This window comes from Paucibacter sp. KCTC 42545, from assembly GCF_001477625.1.
GTDB lineage: Bacteria > Pseudomonadota > Gammaproteobacteria > Burkholderiales > Burkholderiaceae_C > Paucibacter_A.
This window is the reverse complement of sequence record NZ_CP013692.1, coordinates 2,670,302-2,696,053: the sequence shown is the minus strand read 5'-3', so window position 1 is coordinate 2,696,053 and position 25,752 is coordinate 2,670,302. Positions and strand designations below refer to the sequence as shown.

At 64.5% G+C, this 25,752-nt stretch carries 21 protein-coding genes; 9 read left to right on the top strand and 12 right to left on the bottom strand.

All coding sequences use genetic code 11. The features are described from left to right. Positions 1 to 61: 61 nt before the first annotated feature. Both AT984_RS11710 and AT984_RS11705 read left to right on the top strand, forming a co-directional pair. Positions 62 to 1,318 carry an MFS transporter gene (locus AT984_RS11710; RefSeq protein WP_156422000.1) on the top strand — a complete coding sequence of 419 codons (1,257 nt, stop codon included), beginning with the start codon at positions 62 to 64 and terminating at the stop codon, positions 1,316 to 1,318. Then, positions 1,315 to 3,027: a thiamine pyrophosphate-binding protein gene (locus AT984_RS11705; RefSeq protein ID WP_058720246.1), complete on the top strand. Its 1,713-nt coding sequence runs from the start codon at positions 1,315 to 1,317 to the stop codon at positions 3,025 to 3,027. The genes AT984_RS11710 and AT984_RS11705 overlap by 4 nt, the downstream gene beginning before the upstream one ends. 38 nt (positions 3,028 to 3,065) lie before the next feature. Here AT984_RS11705 and rraA read toward each other — a convergent pair whose 3' ends face one another. The 5 genes from rraA to AT984_RS11680 form a co-directional block, all read right to left on the bottom strand. Next, positions 3,066 to 3,575 (bottom strand): ribonuclease E activity regulator RraA, encoded by a 510-nt coding sequence (gene rraA, locus AT984_RS11700; RefSeq protein ID WP_058720245.1) that lies wholly within the window; start codon positions 3,573 to 3,575, stop codon positions 3,066 to 3,068. A gap of 8 nt (positions 3,576 to 3,583) precedes the next feature. After that, complete coding sequence (locus AT984_RS11695; RefSeq protein WP_058720244.1) at positions 3,584 to 3,814, bottom strand: RNA-binding S4 domain-containing protein; 231 nt, start codon at positions 3,812 to 3,814, stop codon at positions 3,584 to 3,586. Between the two features lie 33 nt (positions 3,815 to 3,847). Beyond that, positions 3,848 to 4,561, bottom strand: a complete 714-nt coding sequence (serB, locus tag AT984_RS11690) for a phosphoserine phosphatase SerB (RefSeq protein ID WP_058720243.1) — start codon at positions 4,559 to 4,561, stop codon at positions 3,848 to 3,850. Between the two features lie 12 nt (positions 4,562 to 4,573). After that, positions 4,574 to 8,113 (bottom strand): transcription-repair coupling factor, encoded by a 3,540-nt coding sequence (gene mfd / locus AT984_RS11685; protein ID WP_058720242.1) that lies wholly within the window; start codon positions 8,111 to 8,113, stop codon positions 4,574 to 4,576. Between the two features lie 325 nt (positions 8,114 to 8,438). Next, entirely contained in the window at positions 8,439 to 9,104 is a 666-nt protein-coding gene (locus AT984_RS11680) for a CCXG family PEP-CTERM protein (protein WP_058720241.1), read from the bottom strand. A 271-nt stretch (positions 9,105 to 9,375) separates the two neighbouring features. Here AT984_RS11680 and AT984_RS11675 point away from each other — a divergent pair, with 271 nt between their 5' ends. Both AT984_RS11675 and AT984_RS11670 read left to right on the top strand, forming a co-directional pair. Beyond that, the gene (locus tag AT984_RS11675; RefSeq protein WP_058720240.1) at positions 9,376 to 10,629 is read left to right on the top strand and encodes a hypothetical protein; all 1,254 of its coding nucleotides are present in this window, start codon (positions 9,376 to 9,378) and stop codon (positions 10,627 to 10,629) included. Between the two features lie 7 nt (positions 10,630 to 10,636). Then, positions 10,637 to 11,785 (top strand): substrate-binding periplasmic protein, encoded by a 1,149-nt coding sequence (locus AT984_RS11670; RefSeq protein WP_082679979.1) that lies wholly within the window; start codon positions 10,637 to 10,639, stop codon positions 11,783 to 11,785. 71 nt (positions 11,786 to 11,856) lie between these two features. On the opposite strand, the gene AT984_RS11665 is transcribed toward AT984_RS11670, so the two are convergent. Beyond that, complete coding sequence (locus AT984_RS11665; RefSeq protein WP_058720238.1) at positions 11,857 to 12,906, bottom strand: RNA methyltransferase; 1,050 nt, start codon at positions 12,904 to 12,906, stop codon at positions 11,857 to 11,859. 221 nt (positions 12,907 to 13,127) lie between these two features. Between AT984_RS11665 and AT984_RS11660 the strand changes: the two genes are divergently transcribed. Genes AT984_RS11660 through ispD form a run of 3 tightly spaced genes read left to right on the top strand, consistent with a single transcriptional unit; the run spans position 13,128 to position 16,374 of the window. Then, entirely contained in the window at positions 13,128 to 14,639 is a 1,512-nt protein-coding gene (locus tag AT984_RS11660) for an acetyl-CoA hydrolase/transferase family protein (RefSeq protein WP_058720237.1), read from the top strand. Between the two features lie 26 nt (positions 14,640 to 14,665). Beyond that, a complete protein-coding gene (locus AT984_RS11655) occupies positions 14,666 to 15,610 on the top strand; it encodes a bestrophin family protein (RefSeq protein WP_058720236.1) in 945 nt (314 codons plus the stop codon). A 50-nt stretch (positions 15,611 to 15,660) separates the two neighbouring features. After that, positions 15,661 to 16,374 carry a 2-C-methyl-D-erythritol 4-phosphate cytidylyltransferase gene (gene ispD, locus AT984_RS11650; RefSeq protein WP_231741407.1) on the top strand — a complete coding sequence of 238 codons (714 nt, stop codon included), beginning with the start codon at positions 15,661 to 15,663 and terminating at the stop codon, positions 16,372 to 16,374. A gap of 60 nt (positions 16,375 to 16,434) precedes the next feature. Here ispD and AT984_RS11645 read toward each other — a convergent pair whose 3' ends face one another. Then, on the bottom strand, positions 16,435 to 17,520 hold the full coding sequence (locus tag AT984_RS11645; protein ID WP_082679978.1) for a PEP-CTERM sorting domain-containing protein: 1,086 nt from the start codon (positions 17,518 to 17,520) through the stop codon (positions 16,435 to 16,437). Between the two features lie 291 nt (positions 17,521 to 17,811). Next, entirely contained in the window at positions 17,812 to 18,441 is a 630-nt protein-coding gene (locus tag AT984_RS11640; RefSeq protein WP_058720233.1) for an outer membrane beta-barrel protein, read from the bottom strand. Positions 18,442 to 18,698: 257 nt separating this feature from the next. Between AT984_RS11640 and AT984_RS11635 the strand changes: the two genes are divergently transcribed. Continuing rightward, positions 18,699 to 19,436 (top strand): helix-turn-helix domain-containing protein, encoded by a 738-nt coding sequence (locus AT984_RS11635; RefSeq protein WP_058720232.1) that lies wholly within the window; start codon positions 18,699 to 18,701, stop codon positions 19,434 to 19,436. Positions 19,437 to 19,469: 33 nt separating this feature from the next. Here AT984_RS11635 and AT984_RS11630 read toward each other — a convergent pair whose 3' ends face one another. After that, positions 19,470 to 21,707: a patatin-like phospholipase family protein gene (locus AT984_RS11630; protein WP_058720231.1), complete on the bottom strand. Its 2,238-nt coding sequence runs from the start codon at positions 21,705 to 21,707 to the stop codon at positions 19,470 to 19,472. Between the two features lie 194 nt (positions 21,708 to 21,901). Here AT984_RS11630 and ispF point away from each other — a divergent pair, with 194 nt between their 5' ends. After that, complete coding sequence (gene ispF / locus AT984_RS11625; RefSeq protein WP_058720230.1) at positions 21,902 to 22,432, top strand: 2-C-methyl-D-erythritol 2,4-cyclodiphosphate synthase; 531 nt, start codon at positions 21,902 to 21,904, stop codon at positions 22,430 to 22,432. A 15-nt stretch (positions 22,433 to 22,447) separates the two neighbouring features. Here ispF and AT984_RS11620 read toward each other — a convergent pair whose 3' ends face one another. The 3 genes from AT984_RS11620 to ompR form a co-directional block, all read right to left on the bottom strand. Continuing rightward, a complete protein-coding gene (locus tag AT984_RS11620) occupies positions 22,448 to 23,278 on the bottom strand; it encodes a hypothetical protein (RefSeq protein ID WP_058720229.1) in 831 nt (276 codons plus the stop codon). A gap of 232 nt (positions 23,279 to 23,510) precedes the next feature. Continuing rightward, on the bottom strand, positions 23,511 to 24,845 hold the full coding sequence (locus tag AT984_RS11615; protein ID WP_058720228.1) for an ATP-binding protein: 1,335 nt from the start codon (positions 24,843 to 24,845) through the stop codon (positions 23,511 to 23,513). Positions 24,846 to 24,856: 11 nt separating this feature from the next. Next, entirely contained in the window at positions 24,857 to 25,597 is a 741-nt protein-coding gene (gene ompR, locus AT984_RS11610) for an osmolarity response regulator transcription factor OmpR (protein ID WP_058720227.1), read from the bottom strand. Between the last annotated feature and the right edge of the window lie 155 nt (positions 25,598 to 25,752).

Sequence of the window (25,752 nt, the reverse complement as noted above, 5' to 3'; positions counted from 1 at the left end):
TTCGATAGATTTTGGCGAGCTATCGTAACTCGGCCGTGCCTCGGGCGCCTAAAGTGCGGACATGACTTCAGCCAGCCTGCCGCTTGCGGCCGAAACCACCCAAGCCCGCCGCGACATCGCCACCATCAGCCTGATTGGGCTGGCGCATGGCTGCTCGCACTTCTTCCACATGTTGCTGCCGCCGCTGTTCCCGGTCTTCATCCGCGAATTTGGGCTGAGCTATGCCGAACTCGGTTTGCTGGTCAGCACCTTTTTCATCATCTCCGGCTTGGGCCAAGCCATGGCCGGCTTTCTGGTGGATCGCACCGGCGCGCGCCCGGTGCTGTTCGCGGCGCTGTCTTGTTTTGTGCTGGCCTCATTGGCGGCCGGCCTGGCCACCGGTTTTGGCGGTTTGTTGGTGGCCGCCGCCTTGGCCGGCCTGGGCAATGCGCCCTTTCACCCGGTGGACTTCACCATCCTCAACAAACGCGTGTCGCCCGCTCGCCTGGGCCACGCCTTCTCGGTGCATGGCATCACCGGCAATCTGGGCTGGGCGCTCGCACCCGTGTTTTTGATCGGCTTGGCGCAGCTCAGCGGCAATTGGCGTTATGCCTATCTGGGCACTGCGCTGGCGGCCTTGGCTGTGATTGCCCTGCTGTGGTTCAAGCGCGCCGCCATTGACGACACCCAGGGCAGCTGGTCGCATGACAAGGCAGGGGCCACGCCCGTCAAAGACGAACACCCGATGGCTTTTTTGCGCCTGCCTTCGGTGTGGCTGTGCTTCTCGTTTTTCTTCTTCGGTACGACGGCGCTGACGGCGATTCAGAGCTTCGCCAGCCCGGCCCTGAGCCAGCTTTACGGCCTGGCCTCTGAGGCCACGGCCTTTGTCGTCACCGGCTATATGTTGTGCGGCGCGGTGGGCATGGTGATTGGCGGCTTCTGGGTCGCGCGCTCGGCCAGCCTGGAGCGCAATATCGCCATCGCGCTGGCGCTGGGTGCAGCCTTGCTGGCCCTGGCCGCCAGCGGTTGGGTGCCGCCGATGCTGGCGGCCACGGTGGTCGCCCTGGCCGGTTTTGGCACCGGCTTGGCCGGTCCGTCTCGCGATATGTTGATCAAGCGCGCCGCGCCGCCCGGCGCCACCGGCCGGGTCTACGGCACGGTGTATTCGGGCTTGGACTTGGGCTTCGCCCTGGCCGCGCCCATCTTCGGCGCCATGATGGACAAGGGTCACCCTGGCGCGGTATTCATGGGTGCGGCGCTGGCCTTGTTGCTGGCCATCGCCGCGGCCAATCTGGTTCAACTGGCACGACCCAAGAAGGCTTTACAGTCCGCAGCATGACGACGACCCCACAAGCAAAACGCATGGCCGGCCACGTGCTGGTCGAGGCCTTGATTGAGCAAGGCGTAGACACCGTATTCGGCGTGCCGGGCGAAAGCTATCTGGCCGTGCTGGATGGCTTTCATGAGCACCGCGAGAAGATCCGCTTCATCGCCTGTCGCCAAGAGGGCGGGGCTGCCTTCATGGCCGAGGCACAGGGCAAATTGAGCGGTCGGCCGGGCATTTGTTTTGTGACGCGCGGCCCAGGTGCGACCAATGCCAGCATCGGCTTGCACACGGCGTTTCAAGATTCCACGCCGATGATTTTGTTTATCGGCCAAGTGGCCAGCGACCAGCGCGACCGCGAGGCGTTTCAGGAAGTTGACTACCGCCAGATGTTCGGCCCCGGCACCCTGGGTTTTGCCAAATGGGTTGGCGAGGTGCATGACGCCGACCGCCTGCCCGAGTATGTGGCCCGTGCCTTCCATACGGCTTTGCAAGGCCGGCCCGGCCCGGTGGTGTTGGTGCTGCCTGAGGATATGTTGACCACGCTGACCAGCGCCCCGGTCTTGCCTCTGGCGCAGGCTGCCCAAGCCTGGCCTACCCCGGCGGCGCTGAGCGATTTGCGCAGCCGCTTGCTGGCGGCCGAGCGGCCGCTGGTGATCGCCGGCGGCGGTGGCTGGACGCCCGAGAGTTGCACGGCGCTGCAGCGCTTCGCCGAGGCCTGGGGCCTGCCGGTGGGTTGTGCCTTTCGCTTCCAGGATTTGTTCGACAACCGCCATCCGCAGTACGCGGGTGATGTGGGCATTGGCATCAATCCGAAGCTGGCCCAGCGCGTCAAGGACGCTGACCTCATCATCGCCATCGGCCCGCGCTTGGGCGAGATGACCACCGGTGGCTACACCTTGCTGCAGGCGCCGCGCCCGGCGCAAAGCCTGGTGCATATCCACGCCGGGGCGGAAGAGTTGGGCCGGGTTTACGCGGCCGATTTGATGATCAACGCCAGCATGTCCTGCGCGGCCCAGGCCTTGGCGACATTGGCCGCGCCAGAGCAGTGCAAGTGGACCGACTGGACGCGGGCCGCCAATGCCGACTATCAGGCCAATCTGCTGCCGCAGCCGGTCAGCCCGCTGGACATGGCCGAGGTGGTCAAGAGCTTAAGCCGGCTCTGCCCCGAGGGCACGGTGTTCACCAACGGCGCCGGCAATTACAGCGGCTGGCTGCATCGCTTTCACCAGTATCCGGGCCTGCAGCAGCATGGCCGTACCCAGCTTGCCCCCACCAGTGGCGCGATGGGCTATGGCCTGCCGGCGGCGGTGGCGGCCAGTTTGCTGGAGCCCGAGCGCTGGGTGGTCAATATCGCCGGTGATGGCGACTTCCTGATGAACGGCCAGGAACTCGCCACCGCCACCGGCTATGGCGCCAAGAAGCTGCTGTGCGTGGTGGTGGATAACGGCACTTACGGCACCATCCGCATGCATCAGGAGCGCGAGTACCCGGGCCGGGTTTCGGGCAGCGATTTGTTCAACCCGGACTTCTGCTTGCTGGCCCAAGCCCATGGCTGGGCCTCGCAACGCATCGAGATGACCGAGGACTTTGAACCCGCCTTGCGTGCGGCGCTGGCAGCGGGCACCCCCTGCTTGCTGCACCTGCGCTTGTCCAGCGATGTCTCGACCAGCCGCAGCACGCTCAGCGCCATCCGCGAGGCGGCGCTCAAGCGTTTGTCGTAGTCTCGGGTTTTTGCCGGCTTTACGGCTGGCTCAACGGCTTAAGCCGTATGCAGCGGGCGGTCCGCAATCAGCAGGCCGTCCTCGTCGGCGTAAAGCCATTCGCCGGGCTGAATCGTGGCGCCCAGAATGTGCAGGGCCACGTCGGCCTGGCCTTGGTTTTTGCGGTCGGTGGGCATGGGCACATGGCCCAGGGCGAAGATGCCGGTTTGCGCCTGGGCTAACTCGGCCAGGTCACGCACGGCACCATGAATCACCAAGCCGGCCCAGCCATTCTTGGCCGCAGCAGCGGCCAAATTACCGCCCAGCAGCGCGCGGCGCAGTGAGCCCGCGCCGTCCACCACCAGCACGCGGCCTTGGCCCGCGCTTTCCACCGCGGCCTTGACCAGGCTGTTGTCCTCGAAGCATTTCACCGTGCTGATGGGGCCTGCAAAACGGGGCAGGGCGCCATAGCTGCGGAAGGCGCTGCCGGGCAGCACGCGCATGCGGCCGCTCTCGTCGCTCTTGTGCTGGTCACAGATGTCGCAAGTGGAAAAGCTGATGGCGCTCATCGCAGGGGCTACTCCAGGCTGGGGTCGGCTTTGACGTGGATGCGCACGCCGTGCAGGGCCACGGTTTGGCCGGGGCGGATCTTGGCGGTCTTGCGCAGCTCTTGCTGGCCGTCCACCTCGATCTTGCCCTCGGTCACCATCATGCGGGCGCGGCCGCCGCTTTCGGCCAGGCCGGTGGCCTTGAGCAGGCTGTCCAGGGTGATGAATTCACCGCGCAGTTCGAAATCAATGTTTTGCATGGCGTGATTGTCCGTGATCTGCCGGGCCAGGCTTCAGGCGCTGAGCAGAGTCAGCAGTTGCTCCAAGCCGCCTTGGTTGATGGCCACCATGGCCTGGGCGCGCACCTTGGGCTTGGCGTGGAAGGCCACCGAGAGGCCGGCAGCGCCCATCATCGGCAGGTCGTTGGCGCCGTCGCCCACGGCCATGGCTTGCGCGGGCGTGCAGCCGATTTGTTCGCAGCATTGCAGCAGCATGCGGCGCTTTTCTTCGCCGTCGCAGATATCTCCCCAAGCCTGCTGCATCAGGCCGCCGGTCAGGCGCTCGTTCACAATTTCCAACTCGTTCGAGCGGACAAAGTCCATGCCCAGCTCGGCCGCGACATGGCGGGTGAAATAAGTGAAGCCGCCCGACACCAGCAGCAGCTTGATGCCGGCGGCCTTGAGCGCCGCGCACAGCTCACGCGCGCCGGGGTTGAACTGCAAACGCGTTTGCAGCACTTCTTGCAGCGCACTGGTGGGCACGCCCTGCAGCAGGGCCAGGCGGCGGCGCAGGCTGTCTTTGAAGTCTGTGATCTCGCCGCGCATTGCGGCTTCGGTGATGGCGGCGACCTCGTCCTTTTTGCCCGCGGCGGCGGCGATCTCATCGATGCACTCGATATTGATCAGAGTCGAGTCCATGTCGAAGGCGGCCAATTTGAAATCGGCCAGGCGCAGCGGCGGCGTGAAGCCTTGAATCACCAGGGCGGCGGAGTTGTCGGTAGAGGTCATGTTCGCGTGATCTCAGTTTTTCGTGGTCGGTTGGCCGAGCAGGCGCAGCACTTCGCGGATGGCTTGCGCCCGGTCCTTGGGGTCGCTGAGCGCCTTGTCGATGCGCAGCTTGTCATTGCCCACCAGCTTGATATTGCGGTTCTTCTGCACCAACTCAATCACGCGCATGGCGTCGATCGGCGGGTTGGGGCGGAAGTTGATATTCATGGCCAGCGGTGCGGCATCGATCTTGGCCACGCCGTAGGGCTTGGCCAGTACGCGCAGGCGGTGGGTGTCGAACAGGGTCTGGCCTTGCGCGGGCAGCTTGCCGAAGCGGTCGGTGACTTCCTCCAGCAGCTTGTCGATCTGCTCGCTCTTTTCGGCGCTGGCCAAGCGCTTGTAAAGCGAGAGGCGCTGATGCACATCGCCGCAATAGGCATCAGGCAAAAGTGCGGGGGCGTGTAGATTGATCTCGGTGGTGGCGGCCAGTGGCGAAAGCAGATCGGGCTCTTTGCCGGACTTGAGCGAGCGCACCGCCTCGGCCAACATCTCGTTGTAGAGCTGGAAGCCGATTTCCATCATATTGCCGCTCTGGTTCTCGCCCAGCATCTGGCCGGCGCCGCGGATCTCCAGATCGTGCATGGCCAGGTAGAAGCCCGAGCCCAGTTCTTCCATGGCCTGAATCGCGTCCAGGCGCTGGGCGGCTTGCTTGGTCAGGCCCTCCAGATCGGGCACCAGCAAATAGGCATAAGCCTGATGGTGCGAGCGGCCGACGCGGCCGCGCAGTTGGTGCAGCTGGGCCAGGCCGAACTTGTCGGCGCGCGCCATGATGATGGTGTTGGCGCTGGGCACGTCAATGCCGGTCTCGATGATGGTGGAGCACAGCAAGACATTGTGTTTGCCGCTGACGAACTCGCGCATCACCCGCTCCAGCTCGCGCTCGGGCATCTGGCCGTGGGCGATGATGATGCGGGCCTCGGGCACCAGCTCTTCGAGCTTCTGGCGCCGGTTCTCTATGGTCTCGACCTCGTTGTGCAGGAAGTAGACCTGGCCGCCGCGCTTCAACTCGCGCAGCATGGCTTCGCGGATGGTGCCGCTGGTCTCGCTGCGCACAAAGGTCTTGATGGCCAGGCGGCGCTGTGGCGCGGTGGCAATCACGCTCAGATCGCGCAGGCCTTCCAGTGCCATGCCCAGCGTCCGCGGGATGGGCGTGGCGGTCAGCGTCAGCACATCCACCTCGGCGCGCATGGCCTTCATGGCCTCTTTGTGGCGCACGCCAAAACGGTGTTCTTCGTCGATCACCAGCAGGCCCAGGCGGTTGAACTTGACCTCGGGGCTGAGCAGCTTGTGGGTGCCGATGACGATGTCGATGGTGCCGTCGGCCAGGCCGGCCATCGCCGCCTTGATTTCCTTGGCGCTGCGGAAGCGGCTCATCTCGGCCACCCGCACCGGCCATTTGCCAAAGCGGTCGGCGATGTTTTGGTAATGCTGCTCGGCCAAGAGCGTGGTGGGCGCCAGGATGGCGACTTGCTTGCCGCCCATCACCGCCACAAAGGCCGCGCGCAGGGCGACCTCGGTCTTGCCGAAGCCGACATCGCCGCAAACCAGGCGGTCCATGGGCTTAGGGCTGATCATGTCCTGGATGACGGCGTGGATGGCGGCGCGCTGGTCGGCGGTTTCCTCGAAGCCAAAGCTGGCCGCAAAGGCCTCGTAGTCGGGGCCGCTGTAGCGGAAAGCGTGACCTTCGCGCGCGGCGCGGCGGGCATAGAGATTGAGCAGCTCGGCTGCGGTGTCACGCACCTGTTCGGCGGCCTTGCGCTTGGCTTTTTCCCACTGCCCGGAACCCAGGCGGTGCAGGGGGGCTTCTTCGGCGCTGACGCCGGTGTAGCGGCTGATCAGATGCAGCTGCGCCACCGGCACGTAGAGCGTGGCCTTGTCGGCGTATTCCAGGTGCAGGAACTCCGACGCGCCATCGCCGATGTCGATATTGATCAGGCCCTGGTAGCGGCCGATGCCGTGGTTGTTGTGCACCACCGGGTCGCCGACCTTGAGCTCGGACAGATCCTTGATCAGCGCATTGACGTCGCTGACCTGTTCTTGCTTGCGCCGCCGCCGGGTGGTGGGCGTGGTGGCAAACAGCTCGGTCTCGGTGAAGAGCTGGATGACCGTGCCCCCATGTCCGCCTTCGGCGTCCTGCCCCCCGAGGGGGCTGTCCGGGCTTGGGGCGGCCCGGCGCCCGGACGCGCCTTCGCCGGGCTCGTTCCAGAAGAAGCCCGCGGCCAGGGGCGCCGCGGTAATGGCGAACTTCTCCGGCGAGCCCAGGAACTCAGCCAGGCCCGACACCGAGGGTGGGTCAATCTTGTTGTCGCGCAGCAGCTCCAGCAGGCTCTCGCGCCGGCCTTCGCTTTCGGCCAGCAGCAGCACGCGGTACGGCGTGCTCTTGAGGTGCGCGGCCAGGCGGGCCAGCGGCTCTTGCGCGCCGCGCTCGACGCTGACATCGGGCAGTGGGCGGGCGAAGTCCACCGGCTCATTGCCGCGAATGGCCAGCACCGCATGGCTGTGGGTGATGGCAAAGAACTCTTCCACCTTCAGGAAGATTTCCTCCGGCGCCAGGATGGGCCGCTCGGGGTCATGCTGCAAGAAGCGATGGCGCTCGCGTGTGTCGGTCCAGAAGCGGTTCAGGGCTTCGTCGATCTCGCCGTGCAGGGCCAGCGCTGCGCTGTCACCCAGGAAGTCGAAGATGGTGGCGGTCTGCTCGAAGAAGACCGGCAGGAAATACTCAATGCCGCCGGTGGCGATGCCTTGATCGATGTCTTTGTAGATGCGCGAGCGGGTCGGGTCGCCCTCCATCTTCTCGCGCCAGCGGGCGCGGAAGGATTTGCGCGCCGCCTCGTCCATCGGGAACTCGCGGCCCGGCAGCAGGCGCACTTGCGGCACGGGGTAGAGGCTGCGCTGGGTGTCAGGGTCGAAGGTGCGGATGGAGTCCACCTCGTCACCAAACAGATCCACCCGGTAAGGCACCAGCGAGCCCATGGGGAAGAGGTCGATCAGCCCACCGCGCACGGCGTATTCGCCCGGCGAGACAACCTGGCTGACATGGGTATAGCCGCCTAGAGTCAGCTGCGACTTCAGGCTGGCTTCATCGAGCCGCTGCTTGGTCTTGAAGTTGAAGGTGGTGGCCGCGAGAAAGGCCGGCGGTGCCAAGCGGGTCAGCGCGGTGGTGGCGGGCAGCAGCACCACATCGGCCTCGCGCTGGTCGGCCGGTTTGCCCTGCGATTGCAGCAAGCGCCACAGCGTGGCCAGGCGCTCGGAGATCAGGTCCTGGTGCGGCGAGAAAGTGTCGTAGGGCAGGGTCTCCCAGTCCGGGAAGACCGCCACACGTAAGTCGGGCGCAAAGAATTTGAGCTCATCTTCCAAGCGCTGCGTATCACCCGGCTCGGCCGTGATGATGGCGGTGATGCGCCCGGCTGCCATCTGCGTCTGGGCAAAGCGCGCCAGCAGCATGGCATCGGCCGAACCGGTGGGGCGGGGGAGGGTGAACTTCTTGCCGGGTTGAATCAGAGGTAGCTGCATATCGGGCGCACAAATGAGAACAGCCCCGAGCGAGGGGCTAGGGGCTGTGCTCATTGTAGGCAGGCTAGCCCGGATGTTTCACGCGGTCGGCCCAGGCTGACCTACAGCACCGATGCCTGCAAGGACTTTGCCGATTAAGCGCGGATCCAATTTGGCAGACAGGGCCTACGCAGGCTGGCGCGGCACAGGGCTTGCCGGCTGTGCCTCAACTCCTCGCCAATGCCTATGGGCATTGGCTGCGGCCGTCTCGGCCCATCCAGCCACGCCTTGTGCGCACGCCCGTCCCGCGTACCCCGCAAAACACCCGGGCTAGGCCTGCCCGTGCTTAGGCTGCGTTCGACTTGCGACGACGAGCCACCACACCCATGGCGCCCAGGCCGGCCAACATCAGGGCGTAGCTGCCGGGTTCCGGCACGGCCGAGGTGATGTTCAGGCCGTCGGTCTTGCCGAAGGTCTTGAACTCGCTGCCATTGGCGGCGAATTGGAATTGCTGTTGACCGTCGCAGCAGTTTTCCAGGCCGAAGATTTCCAGCTTGTGGTTGCCGGCGCCGATGGCGATTTTGTCGAAGGTAAAGACTTGGCTGCTGTCGCCGTAGCCAGTGTTCCACCACATATCGTTGGACTTGAAGCCCAGGGCCACGCCGTCCAGGAAGACTGCGCCGCCACGGCCGAAGTCCACGCCTGCGCGCAGGTCCCAGCTGCCAGCCTGGCCAGCGGCAACGCCGAAGTTGACGGTGACGCGATAGGCGATGTCGGAGTTGCTGCCGCCGAAGACGCTGCCGTTGCTCAGGCCATCAAACAGGGCCACGTCGGCCGACTTGGCGCCGGGCTGGCTCATGGCAGCGTTGACGGCGTCGCGATAGGCGGCGGCGCTGTTTTGTGCGCCAGTCTGCGATGTGGCGGTTTCAAACGTGACAACGCTGGCTTGTGCGCTGGCGGCTGCGGCGATGGTGGCGGCGAGCAGCAAGGACTTGGCAACAGTCTTATTCATCTAGGGATTCCCTCGAATTGATTTGTGTGGCAGTGATTCCGGTGCAAAAGCTCTGCACGGGTGGACAATGTAACGAATCCGTCATAGTCAACACCCCCCTCAATCCGGTGGTTTTTGCGCCTCAAACCGCACGTTTGTGCGAAGGTTCCGCTATTTCGGGTCCGTCTCGGTCCATCTAGCTGGGTTAGGCAGGCTTTTGGCTGCTTATTGCTGCCGAGGCAAGGGCAAATATCAGGCTTTGCAGGCGCGCGCTTCGATAAGATCAATCCTCATGAAGCTGAGTCAATTAGTGGAATTTTTCGGTGGCTTGTTGCTCAGCCTGCCGCTTGCGGCCGTGGCGGACGATCAGGACGATGGCTCGCAGCGCTTCGAGTTATCTGGTTTCGGCACCTTGGCCGCCTATCGCGGCGGTGATGACGTGGTTGGCGTCAAGCCGGATCCCCGCACGCCCAATTTGTCCAATGGTGACTGGCGCACGAATGGCGACACCCGCTTGGCCGGCCAAGTGCGCTGGCAAGTCGCCGACCGGCTTGAAGCCGTGATGCAAGTGTTGGTGCAAGACGATATTGCCAAGCGTATGCGTCCGCGTACCGAGTGGGCCTATATCGGCTGGTCGCCCGCCCCGGCATGGACGCTGCGCCTGGGGCGACAGACCCTGCCCTTCTTCCTGGTCAGCGAAACCCGTAACGTCGGCTATGCGCAGACGGCCTTGCGGCCCATGAATACCGTGTACAGCATCAACCCGGGTGCTGCGGTGGACGGCTTAAACCTCACTTGGACCGGCGACGCTTTGGGCGGACTGCTCAGCCTTGACTTGGGCGGCGGCACGGCCCGCGTTGATCTCAGCTCCGGCAGTATCGATATCAATCGCTCCACCGTCTTGGTCGGCAATTGGCGCCGCGGTGATTGGCAGTTACGTGCTGGTGTGTCCACTTACGCTGTTGATTTGACGAATTCCGGTGCGGCCGCTTTGCTCAAGCCGCCGGGCTGTGCCAATTGCAATGAGGTCTTGGGGCCGCGCGCCAGCCTGAGCAGCGAGGGTCGCTTGACTTACCTCGGCCTCGTCTGGCAAGCCCATGACTGGACGCTCACTGCCGAAGCCGCGCTGCGAGATTCCAATTCACTCTTGGTCGCCAAACAGGCTGGATGGTATGTGCAAGCTAGCCGCCGCATCGGCGCCTGGACGCCTTATGCCAGCGTTGGCCAAACCACCTACCGCGAAAGCCCGCTTGGCCTGCAGGCAGTACCCAATAGCCCACCGGCGCTGGTGCAAGGTCTCAAGACCTTGGATACCTATTTGCAAAGCCCCTTTGACCGGCGCGTCATTCAAGTCGGCGTGCGGCTTGATTTGGGCGAGCATTGGGCGCTCAAGTTCCAGCAGGATTTTTGGACCGCAACACGCGATCGCAGCACCGGCCGCGCGGCCGAACTGAGCTTGAATGCGCCGCCGCTCGGGCCGCCACTTCAAAAAAGCTGGGACGGGCATGCCAATATGAGCACGATCAGCCTGGACTTTGTCTTCTAAGGCCGCCATGAAGCCGACGACTCGCTTGACCCCAAAAAGCACCATCGTGGCGGCCGTCAAGACGGCGGCGTACTGGCTGGGAGTGAGCTTGGCTGCGGGGATGCCTCAACTGGTGTCTGCTGCCGATTCAGGCCGCTTGCGCGTAGCTATCGCTGCCAATGCACAGCCGCCCTTTGTGTTTTGGCAAGATGCGCAAGCCAGTCGTGGCATCGATCTCGAGGTCTACCGTGCCATTGCCGATGCGCTGCGCTTAAGGCTGGAGCCGCAACTCCTGCCGCGGCCCAGAATTGACGCCGCCGCCGCCGCGGGTGAGCTGGATTTGGTGTGCCACACCGCCCCAAACCTGAGTCGCGATGCTGCGCTTTTCCGCTGGAGTGCGTCCCTGCTGGATTTGCCCGACTTGCTGGTGGGGCACACCAGTGCCAGCCCGGTGGATCAGGCGGAGCAACTCGCGCGTGGCAGCGTGGTCGGTACCTTGCAGGGCTACCCCTATGCGCGGCTAGACGCCCGCTTTGTCGATGGCAGCTTGCAGCGGGACGATGTCATCAGTGAAGACCGTCTGCTCAAGAAAATTCAGCTGCTGCGCCACCCCTATGGCGTGCTGAACCAGCAAAGCCTCAGCTGGGCGGCTGAGAATGGTGAGCTCAGCGGCATTGCGCCCTGGCGTGCGCCCGTTGGCCTTGGCAATTACCACTGCGCCTGGCCCAAGAACAGCCCGGTCAATGGGCAGGTACTGCTGGATGCGGTTGAGGCCTTGCGCGTGTCTGGGGGTTTGAGCCAAATCGTCGCGCGCTACAGCCGCCCGGCACTCGCCGTCGTGGTCTCCAACCGCAGCGCGATCCAAGGGATAGAGCGCGATACCTTGGCCGATCTCTTCATGGGACGCCGTCAGGTTTTGGCCGGCGGCGCGGCGCCTAATCTTTTGATGAGTGCGGGGCCGGAGCGGGATTATTTCTTCAGCGCCGTCTTGCGCAAAGCACCTGCCGAATACCGCTCGGCCTGGTCGGCCCAGCAGTTCGGTGGGCGGCTGCGCCCGCCTTTGGAATTGCGGGACGCTGAAAGCGTTAGAGGCCATTTGCAACGCCATCCTGAGGCGCTGGGCTTTGTGCCGCTGGCGCTGGTTGACGCCAGCTTGCGAATCATCTACATGCCTTGAGCTTTGGCGTGCTTTGCTCGGCCAGGCTGCTCAGCCCTGAGCGTGGCGGGATGGGTCTTTTTTCGAAGCCTTCAGCGCCTTGGCTGCTGGCGCATGACGACCGGCTGCAAGCCGCCCGCCTGAGCGCGTGCGCGCAACTGGCCGCAGCCACCGTCCACATCCTGGCCGGCCGAGTCGCGCAGCTTGGTCAGCACACCGCGGCGGTGTAGCTCGGCCGCGATGGCGCGGGCCTTGTCCCAGCTGGGGCGCTGGAAGGGTAGGTCGGGGATGCTGTTGTAGGGGATCATGTTCAGAATCGCGTACTTGCCGCGCAGCAGCGCGACGATGCCGTCGAGTTCCTCCGGCCCGTCGTTGACCCCGTCCAGCAGCGTCCATTGGTACTGGATCGGGTAGGCGCTGGCGCGGGCATATTGTTCGCCCAAGGTCACCAGTTCATCCGGCGTGAGGCGCGGCGCGCGCGGCAGCAGTTGCGTGCGCAAGTCCGCCTTGCTGGTGTGCAGCGATAGCGCTAGCGCCGGCTTCACTGCGCCGGTGGGCAGGCTGTGCAGACGCTCAAACACGCGCGGGTCACCCACCGTAGAGAAGACCAGATTCTTGTGCGCAATATTGCCCACGCTACCCAGCAGCTCGATGGCTTCCATCACGTTGTCGAGGTTGTGCGCCGGCTCACCCATGCCCATGAACACAACCTTTTTGACCGGCCGCTGACTGCGTGCCTGCGCCACCTGGGCGATGATTTCGGCGCTGCTGACTTGGCGGATCAGGCCATCGCGCCCGGTCATGCAGAACAAGCAGCCGACGGCGCAGCCTACCTGGCTGGAGACGCAGACGCCGTCGCGCGGCAAGAGCACGCTTTCCACCGTCATGCCATCCTGCAGGGCCAGCAGCAAACGGGCCGAGCCGTCCTCGCCGGGGTGGCTGGAAACCAAGCGGGTCAGCCCTTGCAGGCGCGCGTCCAAGTCCGGCAATGCATCCCGCACCGCCAGGGGCAGAAAGTCCTCGGGCCGGCGCCGGCCCGCCGTCAAGGGCAGGGCGCGCACCCATTGGCGCAGCACCCGCTGCACATGCAGGGGCTTGGCACCCAGGGCGCTCAGTTCTTGGCGGATATCTTCGATGCGCATCTTGTGGTGGCAGGGAACTTTGGGGGGAGGGCGGATCAGCAGGGGCGAAAAAGTCTGCCAATAAGCGTGGCCATTGTCTCAGTCGACGGGCGAGTGATCGGTATAAACCCTGATTGATGCCGATTCTTCGGCTAAGCTGTCGGGCAGCCGTACTGTGGAACTTCTTCTGACTTGGTCGAGTTGTTCTTCGATTGTTTTTTGAAAGTGCTGGATTCTCACCGATGCTTGATTTGAACCGTGTGCAAAACGACAGCCTGCGTCAGCGGCTGATGTCGGCCGAAGAAGCGGCTGCCCTGATCCCCGCGGGGGCCAATGTCGGCATGAGCGGCTTTACCGGCGCCGGCTACCCCAAGGTCATCCCGCAGGCACTGGCCGCGCGCATCGCCAGCGAGAATGCGGCAGGCCGGCCCTTCCGCATCGGCCTGTGGACCGGTGCCTCCACCGCGCCCGAGCTCGACGGCGCCCTGGCTCGCGTCAACGGTGTGGAAATGCGCCTGCCCTATCAGTCTGACCCGACCAGCCGCAAGCTGATCAACGCCGGGCAGATGGAGTACACCGATATCCACCTCAGCCATGTGGCCCAGTATGTGTGGTTCGGCTTCCTGGGCAAGCTGGATGTGGCGGTGATTGAGGTGGCGGGCATCCTGCCTGACGGCCGCTTGGTGCCGTCGACCTCGATCGGTAATAACAAAACCTGGCTTGACCAGGCCGACAAGATCATCCTGGAAGTCAATAGCCTGCAAAACGCCGGGCTGGAGGGCATGCACGACATCTACTACGGCACCCAACTGCCACCCAAGCGCGTGCCGATTCCCTTGGTGCAGGTGGGCGACCATATCGGTGAGCCTTATCTGCATTGCGATTTGAGCAAGGTGATTGCAGTGGTGGAAACGCATCAGCCCGATCGCAACTCGGTTTTCGCTGAGCCGGATGAGGTGTCCAACGCGATTGCCGGCCACATCATCGAGTTCTTGCAGAACGAGGTGAAGCTGGGCCGTTTGACGCCTGACTTGCTGCCCTTGCAGTCCGGCGTGGGCAATATCGCCAATGCGGTGCTGGCCGGCTTAGAAAAAGGCCCCTTTGAGAATCTGACCGCCTTCACTGAGGTCTTGCAAGACGGCATGCTGAGCATGCTCAAGTCCGGCAAGTTGGCCTATGCCTCGGCCACCGCCTTGTCGCTGAGCCCCGATGCGGCGGCCTTGTTTGAGCGCGAGATTGAATTCTTCCGCCAGCGCATCGTCTTGCGCCCGCAGGAGATGAGCAATCACCCCGAACTCATTCGCCGCCTAGGCCTGATCGCGATGAACGCCATGATCGAGGCCGACATCTACGGCAACGTCAACTCCACCCATGTGATGGGCAGCAGCATCATGAACGGCATTGGCGGCTCGGGCGACTTCGCACGCAATGCCTATATGTCCATCTTCATGACGCCTTCCGTCGCCAAGGGCGGCGCCATTTCCTGCATCGTGCCCATGGTCTCGCATGTGGATCACACCGAGCATGATGTGCAGATCATCGTCACCGAGCAGGGCTTGGCCGATCTGCGCGGCCTCTCGCCCAAGGAGCGGGCCAAGGTGGTGATCGAGAAGTGCGCGCACCCCGACTTCAAGCCCGCTCTGCTTGACTATGTGCGGCGCGCGGCCGTAGGTGCGCCGGGTCTGCACACCCCGCATTTGCTGGATGAAGCCTTCAGCTGGCATACGCGCTATCTGCGTGAAGGCCGCATGTAAGCGGCAGGGCTGAGAATCCACCCGCAATGATTGTTCGAGACCGCCCCTCTGGCCTGCGCCTGTTTCTGATCGTGCGTGGCTCGGTGCTGCGCCAGATCCGCGCGGTGCTGTTCGTCAACGTGCTGATCGCGGTGGCGGTGACACTTTCGCATGGAATTTTGTTCAGCCACAAGATCACGCTGACCACCATTCCCTTCACCCTGATCGGCCTGCCACTGGCGATCTTTTTGGGCTTTCGCAATAACGCGGCTTACGACCGCTATTGGGAAGCGCGCAAGCTCTGGGGCGAGTTGCTGCTGCGCAGTCGCAATCTGGCCCGGCAGGTCTTGAACTTTGTGGATGCGGAACGGGCCTCGCAAGCTGCGACGGGGCGCGACGATGTGCGCGTGCGCATGATCCAGCGCAGCATTGCCTATGCCCAGGCCTTGAAGCACCAACTGCGCGGTACGCCCGACGTGCAGGGCGAAGTGCAAGCCTGGTTGCAGCCTCAGGAATGGCAGGCCCTGGCAAGCGCGCCCAACAAGGCGGCAAGCCTGATGATGAACATGGGCGCCGACCTGCAGCAGTGCCGCAGGGAGGGGCGTATCGATTCCGTGCTGACGGCCCAAATCGACAACACCCTGTCCGCCATCACCGCGGCCGCTGCCTCTTGCGAGCGCATCAAGAGTTCGCCCTTGCCCTTTTCCTACACCTTGCTCTTGCACCGCACGGCTTACCTCTATTGCTTTTTGCTGCCCTTTGGCTTGGTGGACAGCATCGGCTTCATGACGCCATTTGTGGTGGCCATCGTGGCCTACACCTTCTTTGGCCTGGACGCGCTGGGTGACGAGATCGAAGAGCCTTTTGGCCTGCTGCCCAATGACTTGCCGCTGGATGCGATCTGCCGCGCCATCGAGATCGATATGCGCGCGGCGCTGGGTGAGACCGAGCTGCCTGAGCCTTTGCTGCCGCAGAACTATTGCCTGATGTGAGGCGGTGACGCGCAGGCCTTGGCACTAGCGCGCCACCTAAAATGCCCGCCATGACTTCATATGCCATGGGCCTGCAGCCCCAGTGTTATGCCCTGGTTCCCGCCGCCGGTGTCGGCGCCCGTTCAGGAGCCACCATCCCCAAACAATATGTGCCGCTGGCCGGTCAGGCCATGATGGCCCACACCCTGGCCGCGCTGGCGCAGGTGCCGCAACTGGCCGCCACCTTGGTGGTGCTGTCGCCGCAGGATGATCAGTTTGAGTCGGCGGTGCCTGTGTTCGCAGGCGAGCGCGCTTGGGTGGCAAGGGTGGGCGGCGAGACCCGCGCCGAAACCGTCGCCAATGGCCTGAACGAGTTGCTGGCGCGCGGTGCTCAGCCACACGACTGGGTGCTGGTGCACGATGCGGCGCGCTGCCTCTTGCGGCCGGAATGGGCGGAGCGTTTGATCGCCGCTTGCTGGGACGACGAAGTCGGCGGCCTGCTGGCGCTGCCGCTGGCAGACACGCTGAAAGCTTCGGCGCAAGGCCGCGTCACTGCCACCGTGGACCGGCGTGAAAAGTGGGCCGCACAGACGCCACAGATGTTTCGCCTGGGCCTGCTGCGGCCGGCCTTGGCGAGCTTGAATGAGGGCATCACCGACGAGGCCAGCGCCATCGAGGCCTTGGGCCATCAACCCTTGCTGGTGGAGAGCCCGATGGAGAATTTCAAGGTCACTTGGCCGGCTGACTTCGCGATGGCCGAGGCCTTGCTCAAGAGTCGCAGGTGAAGCCGGCGCTGACGGTGTGCATCAATGCGCCGGCTTTAGGACTCAACTCCTTAGCTGAGTTCAGCGCTGGCGCCGCTGCCGTTTGGCCAGCAAGCCCAGCACGCCCAGACCTGCGAGCAGCAGGGCAGAACTGGCCGGCTCCGGCACCGGCGGGTTGAAGCCGCCGCCGTTGTTGCCAAAGTCCCAGTTGGTATTGATGTCATCCACCGTGGCGGAGTTGGTCACGGTGCCGTAAAGCGCCGCGAGGCTGCCTAAGCCAGCTTGCTGGGCGCCAGACTCCAGGGTGGCGCCGAAGGGCAGTTCGATCGAGCTGATGCGGCCGGTATTGAAGAAGTCAGCGCTACCGTTGCTGCCGACGCCAGTGTATTGGTAGGCATTCAGATTGAAGACCGTGCCGTACTGAAACAAGAGCTTTTTGTAGACAGTCTTAGCGCCGGTCCAGTTGGGGTCGGAGGACGAGGTGTAGATCTCGAAATTGCTCGTGTAATTCACCCCGGCCGTGTCGGTGAAGGTGCTGCCAATCTGCATATTCGCCCAGGCGCTGTTGTAGACGCTGGGGTCAGAAAGGGACGGGAAGTTGCCGTCCAGCTTGGCCGAGACCAGGATGGCACCATAGCTGCCGGTGGGGCGGGCCGCCGTGGCAGCAATGAAAAATTGTTGGCTCCAATTGGCCTGGGCATAGGCAGTGAGGTTGCTTCTGAGGTCAACGGGGTTGCCCTGGACCAGGGCGCCGGTGTTGTCCTCGAGATGCGAGCTGACTTTGGTGTGCAGGCTCAGGCCTGCAGATTCGGCTTGGCCGGTATAGCCCATGCCGTACTTGCCGGCGCTGGTGACGATGTCGTAAACGGGATCCAAGCCGCCCGGGCCAGTTGCGATGGTGAAGGTGGCATCGGCCACCCCGGTGCTGAGATTGCCGGAGCCTTTCCAGTTGTTCTTATAGTCGGACTTGCCGTTCAAGCTGAAACTGCCATCCCCCAGCACGGGGCTGGTGAAACTGGTGTTGACCCATCCATAAACCTGCGCGTAAGCGTTGTAGTCGAGATTGGGCGCGGCCTGCGCCATGGGCGCTAAGCTCAGGGCCGAGCAAGCTCCCAGCAATGCCAAGGCATGGGCGAGCGGACGGTAGACAAGAACATCTTTGGACATGATGACTGAACTCCTGTGCTGATGTTGGGCAAGCCCGACCTGCCCGGTGATGGGGCTCCGGGAGTGGAGCGAGTTGTCAAACCAGGTCAATGAGACGCGAAAACCGTCCGGCGCGCTTCATTCAAATTAGGGGTACACGGGCGCTTGTTGAGCTAACGCAAAGTTGGCCTACGTTTTGCCTGCGTTCGGGTGCCGCAGGCGATCAAGCGTTTTGAGCTGTAGTCCGCTTCATCGGCGAGCGAACGAGCGAACGAGCGAACGAGCGGGTGCGCGTTCAGCGCCGCAGTTGGCTCAGAATTTGAAGCTGATGCCGGCCGACAACATGCCCATGCGGCTGGTGCCGGAGCCATAGCTGGCAGAAAAGGCATCCCAGTCCAGGTTGAGCGTCATTTGCTTGCTGAGCGCATAGCTGCCGCCCAGGCCTAGCAAGGGCTGAAAGCTCCAGCGCGCTTGAGTGCCGCCTGCCGCATAGCTGGCACTGCCGCGCACATAGCCAACGCCCAGCCGAGCCTTGACGCCAAAGTCGCCCATCTCCCAAGGCCGCACCACCGAAGCCCCGACGCCGCTTAGCTTGATAGACCCGGCCTCGTTGACGCTGCCTCGCTGCAAGCTGCCCTTGGCGCTGCCGATGCTGAAGGCCATGGCCTCCAGACCGAGGCCGCCCAGGATTTCGCCGCTGTGGCCAATGTAGACCTTGCCGCTGAGCTTGCCATTGCGCTCGCAAGTGGCGCCGTCATTGCAGTCCAAGCGGTAGTTGTTGATCAGGCCGATATTGCCGCCCACATAGCTGCTGGATTCACGGCTGACGCTGGGTTGCGCTTGGGCGGCGCCGCAACTGGCGGCCAAGCCCACAGCCAGCCAGGCCAGCGGCGTTAAGAGATGGACCGAGGGCGCGGGCTTGAGTTCGGTGACTTTCGGCATTGAAGACTCCTGAAGTGATGATGCGGCTGCCGTGCGATGCGCCCCGCGCTGGGGCTGCGCCACTCCGGTTTAGCGGCGCTGGCGAAGGTGACAGCGGGCGCAGTGTTGAAGCAATTTGCCGCATGCGCCAATGCTTTGTGCCAGGCAGCACAATGCGCCGCGAAGAGGCGCAGTTTTCGCTACCTTGCCCGACGTGGCGGCGAAAGAGGCAAGACCATGAGAACCCAAGAAGCCCTGTCATTGAAGGAGCGTCAGCGATGAGTTCGCCCGAAGTACTGCTGCAAGTTTTGCGCGCCGAGATGCGCGCCGCCGGGCTGACCTACAAGGCCCTGGGCGCCAAGCTGGACTTGAGCGAATCCAGCGTCAAACGCATGTTTTCGCAAGGCGATATGTCGCTGACTCGGATGGCACAGGTCTGCGCGGCCGTGGGCGTGCCGATGGAAGATGTACTTCGCCAGGCGGCCGACAACACGCCGCACGCCGATACCCTGACGCTGGAGCAGGAGAAGTCTCTGGTTTCCGACCCCAAGCTGCTGCTGGTGGCGATCAGCTGCCTGGGCCATTGGAGCCTGGAGCAGATCGTGGAGACCTATGCCATCAGCGAGGCGGAATGCATCGGCTATCTGGTCAAGCTGGACCGGCTGGCGCTGATTGAGTTGAAGCCGGGCAATCGCTTTCGCATGCGGGTGTCGGTGGCTTTTCGCTGGCTGCCGGACGGGCCGGTGCAGCATTTCTTCCGCCAGGCGGTGGTGGATGACTACTTCGCCGGGCGCTTCGATGGCGCCGGCGAGGCCTTGCTGTGTGTGAATGCGCGCTTGTCGGACGCCAGCGCCATGGACCTGGTGCAAAAGATTCGCCAACTGGCTGCCGAGCTGGCCAAGCTGCATCAAAACGACCAGCGCCTGCCGCTGCGCGAGCGCGACGGCTTCACGCTCATGCTGGGCTTTCGCTCCTGGGAGTTCAAGGGCCTGACGGCGCTCAGGCGCAAGACCTGAGCTCTATCCTGAGCTTTAGCCTGAGCTCGGCACCTACCAGCTTGGCCCCAGGAACAGGTAGAAGGCGCTCTCGCCGCCCTTGGTGCTGCCGGCGCCCAGATAGAAGGGGCCCAAGCGGGTATCCACCGCGACGAACAAGCTGCCGGCGAGTTTGAAGTCTGCAAGCTCGATGCGCTGACCGTCTTGCACGGCCGCGCCCAGCTCTACCGAGAAGCCGCCACGCACCGCTTCACCCAGGCCTACCGGCATCGCGCCGATGCGGCGCGCCGTGACGAAGCGCAGCAGGCCCACATTCTGGTTGGACACCGAACTCGCCGGGCTGCCGGAGAGCCGCAAAAAGCCGCCCAACGAGGTGGCCGAACCAAGGTTGGCGTGTGAGTATTCAGCCCAGACATGACCCGCCCATTCATCCGCCCGGAAGGCCGCCAAGCCTTGAAAGCCAATCGCATCGCTGTGGACCTGACTGCCCGCGAGCTGGGTGCGTGTGGCGCCGATGTCCAGCAGCACGCCGCGGGTCGGGAAGGTCAGCGAGTCGAGGGTGTCTGCGCGCAAGCGCAACGAGTAGCTGCTGCCGCTTTGCTGAATCGGCGTGTCGCCTCGGCTTTGCGGCACTTGCAGAACCGCATCGCCACGGAAGCGGCTGGCACCCAACTGCACATCGCCCCAGCGGCCCAGTCGGCGGCCCAGGGCCAGCTCGGCGCTGCTGGTGCTGGTGTTGAAGCGGGCCTTGCGCTGGCCGTCCACAAAGAGGTCCCAGGGCGTGCCGGTGAAGCTCAAGGTCGGCTCGACATACCAGTCCGAGCCCAGGCCCAGTGGCTGGTGAAAGCTGCTGGCCAGCTTGCGTTCGCTGCCGATGCTGGCAAAGGTACGCAGCTCACCACCCCAGGCATTGAGCCAGGAGAGGTTGTGCAAGGCCACCACCTTGAAGCTGTTGTCGTCGGCGAAATTGCTGCTCAGCTCCAGGCCCAGGCGCAGGCGGCTGTGCGCCCAATCGGCTTCGCTGACATTGACGGTGATGTGGCGCTGGCCGTCGCGATCAATCACCTGGGTGTCGATGCGCTCAAAATCGCCGCGCCCGTAGAGCTCCACGGTCGCCTGGTTGATGGCGGCCTGGCTGGCCGGCTGACCGGGCTGCAGTTCCAACTCGGCCTTGATCACCTCGGGGTTGACGCGCTTGCTGCCCTTGATCGTGACATCGGCCAGGGGCAGGGCGGCAGGGGTCACGGCGGGCGGCCGGCGGCGCGCTTGCTCGACCTGGGCATAGGCCTCCGGGCTGAGCGAGAAGACGTTTAAGCGCTCCTGCGCGGCACGGGCGGCGCGTGCGCCGGTGGCGATGGCTTGCTCGCCACGGGTGAAGTCCAAAAAGCCCAGGCCTGCCAGATCGGGGTCGATCAACACATCCTCGGGCCGCAGGGTTCGGGCCGAGCGGGCCGAGTTCTGCGTGGTCAGGATGGACAGCATTTGATTGGCCACGCCCAGGGCGCTGCCCAGCTCTTTCTCTTCGGCCAGCGGCGTGCCCACATCGACGGCGATGATGATGTCGGCCCCCTTGGCGCGGGCGCTTTCCACGCCCATATTGCGCACCAGGCCGCCGTCCACCATCAGCCGGCCTTTGATGCGCACCGGAGAGAAAAAGCCAGGCACCGCCATCGAGGCCCGCATGGCCAGGAAGAGCGGCGTGCCGCTCAGGTCGGCCAACTCGCCGGTCAACAAATCGGTGGCCAGGGCCTCAAAAGGCAGGGGCAGGTTTTGTACATTCAGGTCGGCATATTGGCTGCTGACCAGGCGCTCCAGCGCGAACTCCAGCCCGCTATTGCCGGCCGCTGCGGGCGGCAGGCTGACGCCATCGCGACCCAGGCCGAACTCCAGGCGCGAGGGCAGCATCTGATCGTCCTCGCGGCGGCGGTAGCTCAAATCCTGGCGGGGAGGGCGGTCTGAAAGAATCGCGTTCCAGTCGGCGCTTCTGACAAAGTTTTCCAACTCCTCGACACTGCGCCCGGACGCAAACGCGCCGCCCACCAGGGCGCCCATGCTGGTGCCCACCACCAAGTCCACCGGCACCCGCAATTCCTGCAGCACGCGCAGCACGCCGATATGCGCCAGGCCTCGCGCGCCGCCACCTGACAGCACCAGGGCGATCTTGGGCCGCCCCTGCGGCGTGGCCGAAGCCTGCGCCTGATCTTGCACGGGGCTTTCAGCCGCATGCACTGCCTGCGCCGCACCGATGGCCCAGCACAGCAAGAGCAAGGGCGTGATCAGTCGAGTGCGCATGGTTGATGGCGGGCGAGGGCGGGCGAGGGTGAGCATGGCGGTGGCATGATGAGAGGGCGCCACGATAGCGCACAAATATGGCTTTGCTGCGCGAAGCATGCGCTAAGCTGCGCGCCCCTGGGCCGTCGCACGAGGCCAGTCCATATCGACGATATCTACCCAAGCTCGGTTCATGCCGAGCTCAAGCACGCACCATGAGCGACTCAGCACAAGCCACAAATCCCAATGCAAATCACCCAGCCTTGCCGGCCTTTCGTATCGGTGAGGGCTGGGACACCCATGCCCTGGTCGAGGGCCGGCCCTTGATTCTGGGCGGCGTGACGATCCCGCACAGCCATGGCTTGCTGGGTCATTCAGACGCTGATGCCCTGGCCCATGCCATCACCGACGCTTTGTTGGGCGCGGCAGCGCTGGGCGATATCGGCAAGCTCTTCCCCGACACGGCGGCCGAATTCAAGGGCGCCGACTCCATGGTCTTGCTGGCCGAGGCCTATCGCCGGGTGCGTGAGGCGGGCTGGCAGATCGTCAATATCGACAGCACCATCAAGGCGCAAGCGCCCAAGATGGCGCCGCATATCGCTGCCATGCGCAGCCGCTTGGCGGAGGTGTTGGGGGTGGACGTGGGCCAGATCAATGTCAAGGCCAAGACGGCCGAGAAGATGGGCCCCGTGGGTGAGGGCCTGGCCATCGAAGCGCAGGCCAGTTGCTTGCTGGCCGGGCTTTGATCGCCAGTCAAAGGCTCACAAAGACTTCTTCAGCAAGGCCTCGAATTCGGCCGCGCTGAGCGTCTTGCTGGCTGTGGGGCTGCTGGCGCTGCTGTCGGGGCGCAGCTCCAGGGTGTAGCTCTTGCCGTCGGCGCTTTCCACAATCGTCACCGATGAGCCGTCGCCGCGGCTGCTGACCTTCACGCTGGTCGATTGAGGGTCGATGGTGTAGACCAGCTTTTGCGCCAGGCTGGGGGTCTGCAGCACGATGATCAATTTGCCGCTGGCATCCATGGTCAGGGCGTAGGTTTGTGTGCGCGTGCCCTGGCTAAGGCTGAGGTCGGCGATCACGGCGCTGGGCAGGCCTTGCGCAGTCAAGCTGGCCGCGACGCTGCCGTTGAGGGTTTGCAGCGGCGCGGCGCTGTCGCCGACACGGAACACCAAGTCTTTGATCGTCAGGCTGTGGCCGCCGCTGCTTTGGCCGACCGTGTCGCTGATGCTGCCCGAGGCCAGAAAGGCTTCGCCGGTCTGGCAGCTTTGGGCGCTGTAGTTGCGCACCGTGCCGGCAATGCTCAGCGTCATGCTGCCACCGGCGATGCAGGGGTAGTTGCCGGCGGGCGCGTCGGCGGCCACGGCGTTGATGGGCAGCACGCCGGCCAGCAGCATCTCTGCGCTGTGCTGGGCGCCAGCGGCGGCGATGCCGGCGGTGGCTTCGTAGTTGCCGCTGTTGATGAAGGCCTCGGGTGTCGGCGGCAAGGGTTCGTTGCCTCCGCCACCACCGCCGCAAGCGCTCAGCGCGATGCTGGCGACGGCCGCACACAGGGCTGGGTTGAAGCTTCGGATCAATCGTTTGCAACTGCTGCTCATGCTCTGGCTTTCTAGATGGTGATCTTCAAAGGGCGGGCAGGGTGGCCTTTGTGAGGCCGGGCTAGGTGCCGGCGTTCCCGCTGTGCGCTACGGCGGGGCCATTGTTGGGCAGGTTTGATGGGCGTGAGGCCCGCAAACGTGGGGGTATCAGAAACTGCGCCGGTCGGGGTCAGGGCGCGCTACCGGCGGCCTGTCTGGGGGATGGGCGCCGGGCATCCCGCGGCCGTTCAGCTCAGCTGGCTTTTTGAATCCGAATCACCGTCAGCAGGCCGCCGTCCGGCGCGTTGCTGATCTCCAGCTGGCCGCCCAGGCGTTGCACGGACTTTTCCACGATGGCCAGGCCAAGGCCGGCGCCGGTGGCGGCGGTGCGGGCGGCGTCGCCGCGGAAGAAGGGCGTGGTCAGGCGGCTGAGCTTGTCCGGCGGCACGCCGGGGCCGAAGTCGCGCACCTGCAGGGCCACCCAGCTGCCTTGCAGGCTGTGACTGACCTCCACCATGGTGGGCTGGCCCGGCGCATGGCCGTAGCGGCGGGCGTTTTCGAACAGGTTCAAGAGCACGCGGCCGAGTTCGGTGTCATCGGCCCAAACGCGCAAATCGAGCGGAATCAGCACGCGGATGCGGATCTGCTCCGGGTCGCGGAAGCCCTGCGCCTCGCGCTCCACCACTTCGGCCAGTGGCACCGGCTGCAATTGCAGCTCGGAGGGGCGGGCGTAGTCCATGAACTTGCAGATGATGGCGTCGAGCTGGGCAATGTCCTGGGCCATGAATTGGCGGGCCTGCTCGTCGGGCACGCTCATCTCGGCCTCCAGACGCAGGCGCGCCAGCGGAGTGCGCAGATCGTGCGAAATGCCGGCCAGCATCACCGTGCGGTCATCTTCCATCTTGGCCAACTCACGCGCCATGCGGTTGAAGCCCATATTGACTTCGCGGATCTCGCTGGTGCGGGTGCTCTCGTCCAGGCGGGAGTCGTACTCGCCCTCGCGGATGCGGTGGGCGGCGAAGCTGAGTTCGCGCAGCGGTTGGTTGATCAGCCGGGTGATCAGGGCCGAACCCAGCGCCGTGACGATCAAGGCCAGCAGCAGCCACCAGCCATTGCTGGACAAGCTCACGCTCAGTGGCGCGGCGCTGGTGCGCAACCAATAACTGTCCTCGCCGATGGTGAAACGCACCCACAGGCCTGGCTCGGCATTGACGCTGCGCGCCACCACCGTGTCGGCGCCCAGGCGACCGCGCAACTCCGCGGCCAAGCGCTTGGCAAAGGCATTGGCGTCGTAGGCCTGCCAGCGGTCGGCGGCCTCGGCCACGCGCACCTGCACCGCCTCGCTGCGCGCCAGCGAGGACAGCACGGCAACGCGATTGATGCTGTCGGTGTCGGCCAGGGCCACGCGGCTCAGGTTCACCAGGCCGGCGAGTTGCTGGGCCGACTCCAAGGCGCGTGGCTCAGCCTCCAGCACCTTGAAGGTTTGTTGCCAGGCCAGCACCCCGCCCGACAGCAGCAAGGCCAGCAGCGCAAAGGTGCGCCAGAAGAGGTTAAGCGCCAGCCGCGGCTTGGCGGGGTCGGTGTACACGCGCGGGTGACTTAGGCTTGCGGCGCTTCGTCCGGCACAAACACATAACCCACGCCCCAGACGGTCTGGATGTAGCGCGGCTGGGCCGGGTCGGTTTCCAGCAGCTTGCGCAGGCGCGAGACTTGCACGTCCAGGCTGCGGTCAAAAGGTTCGAAGTCGCGCCCGCGCGCCAGCTGCGCCAGCTTGTCGCGCGACAAGGGCTGGCGTGGGTGGCGCACCAAGGCCTTGAGCATGGAAAACTCGCCCGTGGTCAGCGGCAGCACTTCGCCGTTTTTCGACAGGCGGCGCTGCGCCAGGTCGAACTCAAAGGCGCCGAAGCTGACCGTCAGGGCTTCCATCGACGGCGCGCCGGGTGCCTCGGTGGCCGGGCGGCGGCGCAGCACGGCATTGATGCGGGCCAGCAATTCGCGCGGGTTGAAGGGCTTGGAGAGGTAGTCGTCGGCGCCCACTTCCAGGCCCACGATGCGGTCCACATCCTCGACCTTGGCGGTCAGCATGATGATGGGCGTGTTGTCGTTGGCGGCGCGCAGGCGGCGGCAGATGGTCAGGCCGTCTTCACCGGGCAGCATCAGGTCCAGCACGATCAGATCCACCGTCTCGCGGCTGAGTTGGCGATTGAGGGCGCGGGCGTCTTCGGCCAGCAGCACCTCGAAGCCTTCTTGCGTCAGATAGCGGCGCAACAGGTCGCGGATGCGGGCGTCATCATCGACGACCAAAATGCGATCTGCTCTTGTGTTGCTGGGGCTGTTCATGGCTTTACCGGGTCAAACTGAATTTGTAACAGCGCCATTGTGCGGCGCTTTGACGCCGTTTTTGGGCCTCGGGCGCCGCCGTTACAGCTTGTTAACAATTGTTTGCCCTCTGTGTGGCTTGCGCAGCAGCCTTGTCCGGGTGGTCAACGAAACGG

Excerpts from the sequence above, each read along its gene's own strand:
- AT984_RS11710 (WP_156422000.1), top strand. The coding sequence starts at position 62 with ATGACTTCAGCCAGCCTGCCGCTTGCGGCCGAAACCACCCAAGCCCGC.
- AT984_RS11705 (WP_058720246.1), top strand. The coding sequence starts at position 1,315 with ATGACGACGACCCCACAAGCAAAACGCATGGCCGGCCACGTGCTGGTC.
- rraA (WP_058720245.1), bottom strand. The coding sequence starts at position 3,575 with ATGAGCGCCATCAGCTTTTCCACTTGCGACATCTGTGACCAGCACAAG.
- AT984_RS11695 (WP_058720244.1), bottom strand. The coding sequence starts at position 3,814 with ATGCAAAACATTGATTTCGAACTGCGCGGTGAATTCATCACCCTGGAC.
- serB (WP_058720243.1), bottom strand. The coding sequence starts at position 4,561 with ATGACCTCTACCGACAACTCCGCCGCCCTGGTGATTCAAGGCTTCACG.
- mfd (WP_058720242.1), bottom strand. The coding sequence starts at position 8,113 with ATGCAGCTACCTCTGATTCAACCCGGCAAGAAGTTCACCCTCCCCCGC.
- AT984_RS11680 (WP_058720241.1), bottom strand. The coding sequence starts at position 9,104 with ATGAATAAGACTGTTGCCAAGTCCTTGCTGCTCGCCGCCACCATCGCC.
- AT984_RS11675 (WP_058720240.1), top strand. The coding sequence starts at position 9,376 with ATGAAGCTGAGTCAATTAGTGGAATTTTTCGGTGGCTTGTTGCTCAGC.
- AT984_RS11670 (WP_082679979.1), top strand. The coding sequence starts at position 10,637 with ATGAAGCCGACGACTCGCTTGACCCCAAAAAGCACCATCGTGGCGGCC.
- AT984_RS11665 (WP_058720238.1), bottom strand. The coding sequence starts at position 12,906 with ATGCGCATCGAAGATATCCGCCAAGAACTGAGCGCCCTGGGTGCCAAG.
- AT984_RS11660 (WP_058720237.1), top strand. The coding sequence starts at position 13,128 with ATGCTTGATTTGAACCGTGTGCAAAACGACAGCCTGCGTCAGCGGCTG.
- AT984_RS11655 (WP_058720236.1), top strand. The coding sequence starts at position 14,666 with ATGATTGTTCGAGACCGCCCCTCTGGCCTGCGCCTGTTTCTGATCGTG.
- ispD (WP_231741407.1), top strand. The coding sequence starts at position 15,661 with ATGACTTCATATGCCATGGGCCTGCAGCCCCAGTGTTATGCCCTGGTT.
- AT984_RS11645 (WP_082679978.1), bottom strand. The coding sequence starts at position 17,520 with ATGTCCAAAGATGTTCTTGTCTACCGTCCGCTCGCCCATGCCTTGGCA.
- AT984_RS11640 (WP_058720233.1), bottom strand. The coding sequence starts at position 18,441 with ATGCCGAAAGTCACCGAACTCAAGCCCGCGCCCTCGGTCCATCTCTTA.
- AT984_RS11635 (WP_058720232.1), top strand. The coding sequence starts at position 18,699 with ATGAGTTCGCCCGAAGTACTGCTGCAAGTTTTGCGCGCCGAGATGCGC.
- AT984_RS11630 (WP_058720231.1), bottom strand. The coding sequence starts at position 21,707 with ATGCGCACTCGACTGATCACGCCCTTGCTCTTGCTGTGCTGGGCCATC.
- ispF (WP_058720230.1), top strand. The coding sequence starts at position 21,902 with ATGAGCGACTCAGCACAAGCCACAAATCCCAATGCAAATCACCCAGCC.
- AT984_RS11620 (WP_058720229.1), bottom strand. The coding sequence starts at position 23,278 with ATGAGCAGCAGTTGCAAACGATTGATCCGAAGCTTCAACCCAGCCCTG.
- ompR (WP_058720227.1), bottom strand. The coding sequence starts at position 25,597 with ATGAACAGCCCCAGCAACACAAGAGCAGATCGCATTTTGGTCGTCGAT.